The sequence below is a fragment of the Chitinophaga sp. GbtcB8 genome, from assembly GCF_019091455.1.
In the GTDB taxonomy this organism is placed as follows: domain Bacteria; phylum Bacteroidota; class Bacteroidia; order Chitinophagales; family Chitinophagaceae; genus Chitinophaga.
The window spans coordinates 12,087-24,130 of sequence record NZ_JAGXJN010000033.1 but is presented as its reverse complement, the minus strand read 5'-3'; the positions used below and the strand labels follow the sequence as shown (position 1 = coordinate 24,130).

General features: G+C 47.7%; 7 protein-coding genes. 4 read left to right on the top strand and 3 right to left on the bottom strand.

Features of this window, described 5'->3' with window-relative positions; translation table 11 throughout:
• Positions 1-169: 169 nt before the first annotated feature.
• Positions 170-376, bottom strand: coding sequence for a hypothetical protein (locus KVT36_RS23775; RefSeq protein WP_217605950.1), 207 nt, complete (start codon positions 374-376; stop codon positions 170-172).
• 254 nt (positions 377-630) lie between these two features.
• Here KVT36_RS23775 and KVT36_RS23770 point away from each other — a divergent pair, with 254 nt between their 5' ends.
• Genes KVT36_RS23770 through KVT36_RS23760 form a run of 3 tightly spaced genes read left to right on the top strand, consistent with a single transcriptional unit; the run spans position 631 to position 1,903 of the window.
• Complete coding sequence (locus KVT36_RS23770) at positions 631-1,083, top strand: SRPBCC domain-containing protein (RefSeq protein WP_217605949.1); 453 nt, start codon at positions 631-633, stop codon at positions 1,081-1,083.
• Entirely contained in the window at positions 1,070-1,402 is a 333-nt protein-coding gene (locus KVT36_RS23765; protein ID WP_217605948.1) for a helix-turn-helix transcriptional regulator, read from the top strand. The genes KVT36_RS23770 and KVT36_RS23765 overlap by 14 nt, the downstream gene beginning before the upstream one ends.
• A 45-nt stretch (positions 1,403-1,447) precedes the next feature.
• Positions 1,448-1,903 (top strand): NUDIX domain-containing protein, encoded by a 456-nt coding sequence (locus KVT36_RS23760; RefSeq protein WP_217605947.1) that lies wholly within the window; start codon positions 1,448-1,450, stop codon positions 1,901-1,903.
• Between the two features lie 17 nt (positions 1,904-1,920).
• On the opposite strand, the gene KVT36_RS23755 is transcribed toward KVT36_RS23760, so the two are convergent.
• Positions 1,921-2,589 (bottom strand): flavodoxin reductase, encoded by a 669-nt coding sequence (locus KVT36_RS23755; protein ID WP_217605946.1) that lies wholly within the window; start codon positions 2,587-2,589, stop codon positions 1,921-1,923.
• A 197-nt stretch (positions 2,590-2,786) separates the two neighbouring features.
• Between KVT36_RS23755 and KVT36_RS23750 the strand changes: the two genes are divergently transcribed.
• A complete protein-coding gene (locus KVT36_RS23750) occupies positions 2,787-6,017 on the top strand; it encodes a S41 family peptidase (protein WP_217605945.1) in 3,231 nt (1,076 codons plus the stop codon).
• Positions 6,018-6,133: 116 nt separating this feature from the next.
• On the opposite strand, the gene KVT36_RS23745 is transcribed toward KVT36_RS23750, so the two are convergent.
• Entirely contained in the window at positions 6,134-11,917 is a 5,784-nt protein-coding gene (locus tag KVT36_RS23745) for an alpha-2-macroglobulin family protein (protein WP_217605944.1), read from the bottom strand.
• Positions 11,918-12,044: the final 127 nt, after the last annotated feature.

Below are 12,044 nucleotides of genomic sequence, written 5' to 3'. Positions count from 1 at the left end.
GACGCCGATTGCATTTGGTTAGATCATCAATTTATGTTTTTTGCAGCAGCAATCCAATTTTAGCAGGCACAAAAAAAGGGCGCAGGTAAATGCCTGCGTCCTTTTACATCGGGCTGCTGTATATTAACAGCAACCTCCGGGAAAGATATTAATTAATAAAAACTGAAATTTAATGGGAATGTTTACGGCTTTCTTTTGTGTGTTTGAGTTCATCTTGCTGTTTGGTTAAGTCAGGCCGTGTCTGATCTGCTCCCTTATTATGCCGTTCGCGTTCTGTCTGCTCAATGGCAGCTTCAGATTGTTCTGCTTTCCCGGTCAGGTTTTCTTTCCTGAATTGATTATAATCCTGATTTTTATCCTTTTCATGCTGTTTCATGATCGTTACTTTTTTATGGTGAACGAATCCCCGTTTCTATAATCATATATCCCAAAGAACAGGCCAAAATGGCCACCACCCTATGTTAAGCAGGGTCAGCCAGGGAAGATGTGGCATCCCTTTCCCAGGTTTGTGGAATTAATACCAATCCCTTCATTACCAGTAATAATGCCACGATCTTCAATTTTTTTCTATAAAAATTGTGTAATTCAAAAGTTACATATTACATTTGAGTAACTCAAAAGTTACATATTATGCAAAGGGATCTTCACATTAAATGGTTTTATCCATACCCCCTGGAAACGATCTGGGAATGTCTTACCGAACCATCACTGCTGAAACAGTGGTCGCTGAATGCCGGTGATTTTAAACCGGAAGTTGGTTTTAAATGGATGATGGTACAACCGCCCCGTCCTAAAATGAAATGGGATGGTAAAACGTATTTTGAAGTGCTGGAAGTAGTGCCTTTACAAAAGCTGGCGTACTCTTTCCAGGGCGGTCCTTCAGAAGGAGTAATAACACTGGATACCGTGGTAACCTGGAAGCTGGTGCCCAAAGATGATGGTACAGAATTACACCTGTATCATACCGGCTTTAAAGGCGCCAGGAATATCTTTGCCAGCTTTATTATGGAAATGGGCTGGAAGAACAAAGTGATCAAAAGACTGGAAAAAGCATTGCAACAATACAGCTATGGCGAAAAGTAAATACAGCGTGGATTGCTTCCAGGCACTGTCTGACCCCAACCGGCGGGAGATCTTAATGATGCTTACCAAAGAAAAGCAGAACATTAACGCTATTGCAGATAACTTCAACATCAGCCGCCCCGCGGTATCCAAACATATAAAAGTGTTGTACGACAGTGGTTTTATTACCATTACCACACAGGGACGGGAGCGCTACTGCGAGCTGCAGCAGCAGGGCTTTGATGAGCTGAAGGAATGGATCAGCTTTTTTGAAACCTATTGGACCAAACAGCTGAAACAGCTGGAAGTTTTCTTAAAAACCCGGCACGCAAAGAAGTAGGCGGTCCAACATTTGCCGTAGCTTTATGCAGTTAATAATTATGTTATGGCTAAACAAAGCGCCGGTATCTTATTATACAGAAAGCAGGCATCTCAGCTACAGGTATTGCTGGTGCATCCCGGCGGCCCTTTCTTTGCTAAAAAAGATGCCGGCAGCTGGACCATTCCCAAAGGAGAATATCCTGAAAGCGAAGCCCCGCTGGATGCCGCTATCCGCGAGTTTGAAGAGGAAACCGGTTACCGGCCTTCCGGCAGGTTCATTCCACTGAAAGCCATTAAACAAAAGGGAGGAAAGGTGGTGTTATGCTGGGCCGTAAGCGGGGAGCTGGACCCTGCAGGTATTGTAAGCAATACCTTTGAGCTGGAATGGCCGCCCCGCAGCGGCAAAAAACGCAGCTTCCCGGAAGTGGATAAAGCCGCCTGGTTTACGTTAGCGGAGGCAAGGCAAATGATGAATGAACGGCAAGCCGCTTTTTTAGACGAGCTGGAAACATTGCTCTAACGGGGACGACACAACGATCATTTCTCAAACACCAGCAGGTCTGGTTTAGCGCCCAGCGCTTCCAGCGCCACGTTAATATCCTGTATCATTTTATCGGGCCCGCATACATAAAAATGTTTGCTGAAATCGGAGATCCTGGATTCCAGGAAAGCGCGGTTAATAGTGCCGTTCTCGTAACCTTCTTTCTTTTCACGGGTAAGGGTAAAACGCGCATTGCGGCCTAAGATCCGGTTTAGCTCATCTTCATAAATAATATCAGCAGCTGTTTTATTGGAGAAAAAGAGGATGTTATCTGCGATCTTGTTTTCTTTATGCAGCATACGCAAAATGGCTATGAACGGGGTTATGCCCGCACCGCCGGCAATAAAATAACCGGGGCCTTTATACTCAATAGCGCCCCATACATCCCGTAATATCAGCTCATCCCCTTCGGCCAGCTGGTGCAGCTGATGGGTAACCCCGTCATGATCCGCATACCCTTTAATGGTAAATTCCAGCCAGGGTGCATCTTCCAGGGCGGTAAAGGTAAAAGGCCGCGCTTCCTCCTCCCAGCCGGGTTTATTAACGGATACCTCTGTGGCCTGCCCGGGTACAAACGTATAACCGGCCGGTTTTTCCACACGAAAGCATTTTACGTCATGCGTCATTTGCTGTATGCCAATAATTTTTACGGTATGTTTTTCCATAGCAGGGGTATTTATATGGTAAGATAACTTTTTTATGGGACGTTCAAAAACCGCCGCCTTGCCTTTGTTACCCCTTTAAAGCCACTTGTCAATTAACGGTTTGGGAAATGCCCGGTTTTTTTATTTTGCAGGCTCAGCGTCATTTCAAGCGCAATGCACAACCCATTGCCATCAACAAAATCTGTTTACAGCAATTTATGAACAAGTACCTTTTTACGGCTGCCGCCTTACTCCTGGCGGGCCTTACCTATGCGCAGGACCATGCTTTATGGTTACGTTACCCCGCTATTTCCCCGGATGGTAAAACTATTGCCTTTGGCTATAAAGGAGATATTTACCGGGTGGATGTAAATGGGGGCGTAGCCGTACCGGTTACCATTCACGAAGCGCAGGATATGATGCCGGTATGGAGCCACGACGGCAAATACCTGGCCTTTGCCAGCGACCGTTATGGCAACCTTGATGTGTTTGTAATGCCTGCCACAGGCGGTACGCCGGTGAGGCTAACAGCTAACAGCACAGCAGATTACCCTTACGATTTTACGCCCGACAATAAACAGGTATTGTTTGGCAGCCCGCGCACTGCACCCGCAGGCAGTGTGCGTTTCAATGTGCGCCTGTTTAATAACCTGTACACCGTACCGGTTACCGGCGGGCGCTCCGTATTATTGAGCGCTGCCGGCGCAGAATATGCGCACTACAATACAAAAGGCGATCAGCTGGTGTTCCAGGACCGCAAAGGATATGAGGATCCCTGGCGCAAACACCATACCTCTTCGGTAACCCGCGATATCTGGATCTATGATCTTAATAAAAAAAGCTACCAGCAAATATCTTCCTTTGAAGGGGAAGACCGCGAGCCGGTTTTTGCCGCAGACGATGCAGTATATTATCTGAGCGAAAGGGCCGGCGGCTCACAGAACCTGTTCAAAGCCGCGCTGGCAGATAAAGACAAGCCGCAGCAGCTTACCCATTTTGATAAACACCCGGTACGGCATTTGTCGAGGTCAGGTGATAATACCTTATGTTTTACCTATAACGGTGAGATCTATACGCTGAAAGAAGGCGCGCAGCCGCAAAAGGTAAATGTGAAGATCTTTAACGACGGCCGCACAGCTACTGAAAAATTTATGCCGGTAAGCGGCAATATCACCGCGTTTTCCATGAGCCCCAATGGTAAGGAGATGGCCTTTATTGCCCGCGGAGAAGTATTTGTAAGCAGCGTGGAAGGCAATATGACCAAACGCGTTACCAATACCCCGCAGCAGGAGCGCATGGTAGAATGGTCGCCGGATGGTAAACGGCTGGTATATGCCGCTGAACGTAACGGCAACTGGGACATTTACCAGAGCACTATTGTAAGAAAAGAAGAACCCTATTTCTTTGCAGCTACCCTCTTAAAAGAAGAGCCGCTGATAGCCACGGCAGCAGAGGAATTTCAGCCGGTATTCTCACCGGACGGTAAAGAGATTGCGTATATAGAGAACCGGAATGTGCTGAAAGTGTATAACCTGGCATCCGCTAAAAGCCGCACGTTGCTGCCTGCCGGTCAGAACCACTCTTACTCCGATGGCGACTGGAGCTTTACCTGGAGCCCGGATGGCAAGTGGATTGCCGTGGACGACCAGCAGGGGTATTTTGGTGTGCGGAACGTAGCCTTATTACCGCAGGATGGAAAAGGGGCGCCGGTGTTCCCCATTAACAGCGGTTTTGGAGAAGGCAACAGCAAATGGAGCAGCGATGGTAAAATGCTGACATGGGAAACCAGCAGGGAAGGCCGTAAATCGCTGGCCCGGCAGGGGAGCCGCGAAACAGATATTTACGCAGTATTCTTTGACCAGGAAACATATGACCGTTTTAAATTATCGAAAGATGAATTTAACCTGCTGAAAGAAAAAGAGGAAAGCGATAAAAAAGCAGCTAAGGATTCAACCGCTAAAGGTAAAGACACCACTACCCCAAAAACACTTTTTAAACCCGATTTTGAGAACCTTGAAAACCGGCAGCTGCGCCTTACCATTAACAGCGCATCCATTAGTGATTATGTGCTGAATAAAGACGGCAGCAAAGTGTATTATACTGCCGCCTTTGAAAAAGGATACGACCTGTGGGTTACAGAACCCCGCACCGGCGATACAAAGATCCTTGCCAAGCTGGGTGGCAGCCCCGGTAGCATAGAGCTGAGCAAAGATGGTAATACCTTATTTGTAAGCAACAACGGCAGCGTGGTAAAAGTGGAAACCGCTTCCGGAAAGATCACCCCCATCAATATTAAAACTGAGCTGGTGCTGAATGCAGCAGCAGAACGCGCCTATATTTTTGAACATACCTGGAAACAGGTGCAGGAGAAGTTCTATGATCCCACGCTGCGCGGCCTGGACTGGAAAATGTACCACGATAACTACGCACGCTTTCTGCCGCATATCAGCAACAACTACGATTTCCAGGAGCTGTTGAGCGAGCTGCTGGGCGAGCTGAATGGTTCCCATACCGGTGGCCGTTATTCGCCTCAGCGCCCGGATGGCGATAACACCGCTTCCATTGGTTTGCTGTTTGATGAAACTTACAGGGAAGACGGCCTGAAGGTGGATGAGATCATTCCCGCCGGCCCGTTTGACCGCTCAGGCAGTAAGCTGGAAAAAGGCAACATCATTGAAAAGATAGATGGCGTTACCATTACCCCGCAAATGGATTGGTCGGTACTGTTAAACCGTAAAGCCGGTAATAATGTGCTGGTAAGCGTGTACAACCCGGCTACCCAAAAACGCTGGGAAGAAACCGTAAAAGCCATCAGCCCCGGTGAAGAAAATACGCTGATGTATAAACGTTGGGTGCAGAACACGCGTAAAATGGTGGACAAGCTCAGTAACGGCAAAGTTGGTTATGTGCATGTGCAAAGCATGAACGATGCCAGCTTCCGCTCCGTATATGATGAAGTGATGGGCAAGAACCGCGGCAAGCAGGCGCTGATCGTAGACACCCGCTTTAATGGCGGCGGCTGGCTGCATGATGACCTGTACAACTTTTTAAGCGGTAAAAAATACCTGGAATTTGCCCCGCAAAGCGAGAAGGTGAAAGGCGGTGAGCCGCAGGGCCAGTGGCAGCAGCCCAGCTGTGTGCTCATGAGCGAGGGAAATTACAGCGATGCGTTCATTTTCCCTTACATCTATAAACAGGGGCATATTGGTAAATTAATTGGTATGCCTGTAGCAGGCACCGGCACGGCCGTTTGGTGGGAGCAGCAAATAGATCCTACCATTGTATTTGGTATCCCGATGATAGCTACCATCGGTAAGGAAGGCCGCCCTACAGAAAATCTGCAGGTAGAGCCGGATATACGCGTACCACTGAAGTATGAAGACTTCCTGGCTGGTAAGGATACACAGCTGGAAGCAGCAGTGAAAGAGATGCTGGAAGAGATCAAATAAAAAATGTAAGATCATAAATGTAAAATTTCAAATGTAAAAGGGAAATGCAACAGATCGCTGCATTTCCCTTTTACATTTATGATTTAAAATTTTACATTTTACATTCTTTCCGGTGTTTATTTTATCTCCACTTTCTTAATGCCTTCACGGCCGTAGAACACCGGGAAATACATCATCTCCGCCTTAGCGGGGTTCAGGGTATACACCCCGCCATACCTGGGCAGCAGTGATACGCGGAATTCATACACGCCTTTAGACAGGCTCCTGCAAAAGATGCTCACCTTATTTTTAAAATGTTCCCGGTGCACTTCATTGTACCGGTACGACTGGCTTTTATCCTGGTAGGAACAGCCGGCCGGAATAGGGATCTCTATCATCACATAATCCGCATCTCCTTTAACGGTTACCGTTGCTTTTAAAATTACCGGTGTGCCGGCTTTTAAGCGGGCCACGGTTTTTGCCTGCTCCTCAAACACGGTATGTACGGTAAAGTTGCCGCTTACACTATCCGGTGCTGCATTCCAGCGTTGCTGATAAGCTGTAAAGTACAGGGGCAGGCCGCCTTGTTTACTAACGGTTAATGCGCTGCCGCCTTTTAGCGTAGTGTTAAAAGGAAAGGTAGTTACCTGCATATGGGTAGGGCCGTCAATGGTTAAGGTAGCAGGTTGCGCTGTTGCGTTGTCGGCCAGCAGGTCCGGCAAAATGGTTTCAAGGATCAAAGCAGATTCGTAGGTATTGCGCCAGTGCCCGCCGCTTCTTTTTTCCAGGAAGTAACCGCGTATGCTTTGCAGCAGATCGTCATAACCGCCTGCCTGGCGCAGCATACGGTACATACATAAGGTAAGCTGTATGGAGTTGTCGAAGAACTGGTAATTATCCGCTCCCCAATAGGTATTGCCAAACGCAGTGTGCTGCTGTTTGGCAATAAAAGTATCCAGGCGTACAGGCAGGTTCAGGGATTGTTTAAATTCTGCCAGGCGCAGGTGGAGGTACAGACTGCCGGTGTTGCGGTTTTGTTTTTCCAGTGAATCCACATAGGTTTTAAAGTTCGCTTTGGCGCCCAGCTGCTGTAATATATATAAGCTGTTCAGCTTTTCCACGCCCCGGTAGCTTTCCTGGTTATAGACCAGGTAATCAATAAGCATTTGTTTGTTAACCGGTATGGTGTAGCCGCTTTGTGCTGCTGCAAGCAGGGCTTCCATGGCGTGCTGTGAGATCCAGAGCTGCGGCTCATTGCCGGCCCACCAGCCCCATAATCCATTGCCTGCTTTGCTTTCGTTCAGCTTTTTGATCAGCTCTTTTATGTTTTGATCGCCGTCAAAGGGCTTTTTCAGGTAGGCGTCTATTTTTTTCTGTACCAGCAGGGCTTTGAGCTTGGAGGCCAGCTGCTCATTACACAGGTATTCGTAGGTTCGTAACCGTTCTGTTTCCTCCTCCCATGCCGGCAGCAGGGAAGCTTCTGCGTGCACCTTTATAACTCCGGTATCCGCCAGCAGGGGTATGCGTAGGGTAGTGTCTTTATGCAGCGCTGCAAAATAACCGTTGGTTTCTGTTACACCCGGCTTAAATACGGGGATGGCCCTTTCTTCCCCGTCAAAATAGCCATTGGGTTTTTGTATGGTGTATTGCAGCTTTAAAGAATCATTATTAGCTGCTGTAACAGCAAAAGTATCGATCAGGGAATTGCGTACATGAATGTTACCTTCTTTTACCAGCCGGCCGTTTATGGAAAAGCTGCGTTTTACATCTGAAGCTTCTGGCTGGTAGTTCAGCGTTTTGCCTATCACCTGTATGGAATCCCCGGTTATGGCAAACTGTGGCAGGTTTATACTTGCGCTCAGCGCTTTAAATGAGCGGATGGCGCCCTGCAGGTAACCGCTTTGTTTTTTATCCGTTATGGCAATAGCAAAGGTTTGCCAGTTGGTAATATCATCCGGAAAAGTGGTTGTAAAGCTGGCGTTACCCTGCGCATTGGTTAACAGTTTGGGCTGCCAGTAAGCATCGTCCCGGAAATTACGGCGCAGGGTATTACCCTGTGTGGGCAGTGGTATTTCAGCTGTCTGGGCGGCCTTTTTCGTGGTAATAATGATAGCGCCGCCAGCTGCCTGCGCACCGTATAGGGCAGTAGCTGCATCTGCTTTTAATACGGTAATATGATCCAGCAGGCCGGCGTCAATACTTTCCATGGTGCCGTTATAGGGCAGGCCGTCTACAATAATAAGCGGCGCTGTATTGCCGCTAACGGAATTTACTCCCCGGATAAAAACGCCTGCAACACGGCCGGCCAGCGCGCTGGTTTCAACAGTGGATACGGAGCCTGTCATTAACTTTTTGACTGTTGTGCCATAACCTACTACCACTACTTCTTCCAGCTTTTGCTCGTCTTCCCAGAGTGTAATGGTATAATAATTTCCCGCCTGGATCCTGAACTGTTGCGGAAGGTAACCGATGTACATAATATTTATGGTGCCATTGGCAGGTACTTTAAGTTTGAACTCGCCCCGGCTGTTTGTTAGTGTACCATTGCTGGTGCCTTTTATGATGATGCTAACACCGGGCAAAGGCGCTCCTTTATTATCCTTAACAATACCATTGATAATATTGGTAAAGGAGCTTACATCCAGGTATTGACTGTTAAAGGTTTCTTTAATGCGGTCCATATCATTATCTCCCTTTAACACGCTGTTATAACCCTCACGGCTTTCAATAATGCGGGCAATCTTTATGCTCATGCTATCCGCAGGTTTTTCAAGCTGTTTGTTTGCTTCGTAGTAGTTGACACCATCGGGCAGTATGTGCAGACTATCCAGTAAAAGATAATCGTTCTTCTTTTTCAGCAGCAGCACCCGGTACAAACCAGGTTGCTGATAGCCCAGGTCAAGCATGGCGCCGGGATACACGCGCAGAAAATCAAGATCATCATAACGGAACAGGATCACATTTTTGATCAGGCCTGGTAACTGTTTATCATTTTCAGGTAATCCTATTTTTAATTTACCATTGCCGGTTTTGTTTGTCCTTTGCCACTCAGGCAATGTGGTATGGCGGCTGCGGTTATCCAGGAACTCCTGCCAAAGGCTGTCTATATCTTTTTCAGTTAGCACATAATCACTGAAATTGGGTAATACCGGGTTGTTATATAAACGAGAGGAAAAAGGGTAGGGCTGGCCCAGCTGTTTTTGTTTAATGAGGCCGGGAGCAATATTATAACGCCAGTTGCCTTCTGCTTCAAAACCCTGCTCAAACTGGTTCTTTACTACCAGGGTTAACTGGTTCTCAGGGAAAGGACCTGCCAGGTAAGGGGCGTTGTAGCTGTTCTGCCCAAGCAGGTAAAAGTCCGGGTAATGCCGCAGATAGGCAAAACCATCATAAAAATTATTTTCTATCAGCAGCATGTATTTGCTCCAAAGCGCCTTTTCATAGTTGGTGAGCGTATCCGGCATTTTTTTTATGCTGATGTTCTTTGCCTGGGCATATTCATCAACACTGATCACTGTTTTTTCCGCAGGGGTAATCCATATACTGTCCAGCGTTATTAATTTATCAGCGGTGCGCAGGCGTATGTTATGCCAGCCTTCTTTTACACGGAAGCTGTAATGCTGCGTGGGCTGCGACTGGCTGAAGAACACCGGTCTTTCATCAATATAAATAAGATGTACCGGCGTAAGATCGCCCCAGCCCGTTACAAAGGGCGCCAGCTGTGTTACTGCATGGGCGGCAGGTTCCCGGTTCACATACAGGTTTTGCGGATGCAGGAATTTATAATATTCAATGGTGTCCAGCTTCATTTCCCGGCTCCAGCGCTGCCAGTTCAGGCGCTCTGTAGCGCTAAGCCGTTTATGCTCCATCAATGCAATACCGCGGAACATTTTCCGGTTAGCATAGCTGCGGCCCTGGTAGGGAACATAAGGCGCAGGCGCCCGTAGTTTTTTCGTTAATGCATAAGCGGTAACATCAGCATCCGGTACGGCCTGGCCGTTTGCATCTGTTACATGCAGGTTTATATTTACGGTTTGGCCCGGGTATACAAAGGCCGGTTGATCAGAGTGAATGTTCAGCAGCTTATCCTGGTAAGCGGCCAGGTAGTTTTCTTTCTGCACCTTGTTGCCATAAATATATTGCAGGGATATATTGTAATTGCCGGCTGTATGGGTTCTTTCCTGGTAAAGCAGCGTGTCACTATATCCTCTTAATACGATCTTATTACCCGCAAAAATAGTGTACCATACCGGCAGGTGATACGGGTTCACCAGGCGTACAAATACAGAATCCCGGCTGCGCATGGCCTGGCAGCTCACTGCGCCGCCGGCGTGGGAAAGGTTGTAGCTGTCAGTAAGCTGGTTGCTGGTTACGGTATAGGAAGTGGCAAAAGGGTGGATCTTAATGATCGTGGGCAGGGTAATAGTACGTTGTTCCAGCGTATCGTTCTCTTCACCAAAGACATATAATATGCCGCTGGCTGTGCTGGTTTTGCCTGCAGTATAATGCTCAATTTTCAGGCTATCGTCCTGTAGCTCAAAAGCAAGGTGCTGGCCTGCATTGGCAAAGCTTTGGTAAAGGGATTCGTGCTGTGATTCATTATCACTGTTCAGGAAATGGCATTGGATCACATAGCTGAAGCTGGCTTTAGGGAAAATGCTGTCCGGGATGTTCACCCGGGTTTCACCGGTAGTTTCCAGTGTTTGTGTAAAGGACCATAAAGTATCCGGCAGAAAAACCCGGGGTGCATGAAAATTGGAGTAAGCATGTTCCTGGTTCAGCACGAACAGTTCCACCCGTCCGTCCATAACCGGCATATCATTTTCATCTGTTGCTTTCAGGAAAACGGACAGCTCCTCTCCGCGGTAATGTTTGGGTTTACTGCTGCGGGCGGAGAAGGTAATGGAATGCAGCTCGTATTCCTCATATTCAAATTTCGTACGTACCAGCACGTTACGCAGCGATGCATATTCGTTATCATCCAGGTCGCCGTCATAGTCACCCAGGTTGTACTTTTTGCTGCGTGTTTCTTCCAGTGTAAGCAGGTATTCATCATCCAGATCCAGGTCCAGGCTGTCTGATACCACCATTTCATACACGTAAGCACCGGGCCGGTAAGGCTGTATGGTAGTAAGAATGGTGTCCAGGTCCAGGTATTCATCTGTGAGGCGCAGTAACAGGGGCTCATTTACCGGCCGTCCCTTATGGTTGGTAATAAAGGCTTTCAGGCGCAGGGTATCGCCGGGTTTGAACTTGTTTTTGTTCAGCACCATAAATCCCCGGAACTTTTTTTCATAAGGGGTTTGTGCACGGAAGTAATTACCATAGCGCGAGTTGTTCCTTTGGCGATGAAAGAAATATTTCAGCGGAAAGTGGTAAGTAAGGGAGCGGAAAAATGGCGTATGATACCGGTAGGCGCCCACGGGAAAATAGTAGTGTGTGTTCTTATAATATACGGTTACAGCGCCGTTCTTCTGGCTTCTTACCGGCCCGTAGGTTTGCCGTTCTTTATTATAGGGCAGGCGGCGTTTATTCAGGTACACCGTAGCATCCGTGATCAGGCGGCCCTGTTTATCATGCACCGCCATCTGCTGATCATGATCATTGCTTACCAGCTTTATACGCACATTGCCGGCAGTGTATAGCTGGTATTCCAGCCGGTTACCGGATGCATTTACCAGCAGGTAATTGCCATCGCTTAATGCGGGCAGCTCATCACCGGTTTTAAAAGAATCCACCAGGGAATGCAGGTATTTTTCATTTTCTTTTTCCAGCCGGTCTTTGGAGAGCTGGGCAGCTTCCTTATTATCAATGCGGTACACGTAAGTGTACAGACTATGGCGTAAGCTGCCGGAAAGGTTGTGCTGCGCATGGGCACAAAAGCAGGCAAGGAAAAGGACGCTGGTTATCAGGTACTTCATACGGTATTGCAGGGATGTATAGGTGAAGGGATGCCCCCCGGGTTAAATTGTCCACTTCAATTTAATCACTTATCCCAAGCTGGCAAAAAGAAAAAGCCGCTACAGCCTTTCACTGTAACGGCTCAAC

Coding starts and splice junctions, on each gene's coding strand:
- KVT36_RS23775 (WP_217605950.1), bottom strand. CDS start 376: ATGAAACAGCATGAAAAGGATAAAAATCAGGATTATAATCAATTCAGG.
- KVT36_RS23765 (WP_217605948.1), top strand. CDS start 1,070: ATGGCGAAAAGTAAATACAGCGTGGATTGCTTCCAGGCACTGTCTGAC.
- KVT36_RS23750 (WP_217605945.1), top strand. CDS start 2,787: ATGAACAAGTACCTTTTTACGGCTGCCGCCTTACTCCTGGCGGGCCTT.
- KVT36_RS23745 (WP_217605944.1), bottom strand. CDS start 11,917: ATGAAGTACCTGATAACCAGCGTCCTTTTCCTTGCCTGCTTTTGTGCC.
- KVT36_RS23760 (WP_217605947.1), top strand. CDS start 1,448: ATGGCTAAACAAAGCGCCGGTATCTTATTATACAGAAAGCAGGCATCT.
- KVT36_RS23770 (WP_217605949.1), top strand. CDS start 631: ATGCAAAGGGATCTTCACATTAAATGGTTTTATCCATACCCCCTGGAA.
- KVT36_RS23755 (WP_217605946.1), bottom strand. CDS start 2,589: ATGGAAAAACATACCGTAAAAATTATTGGCATACAGCAAATGACGCAT.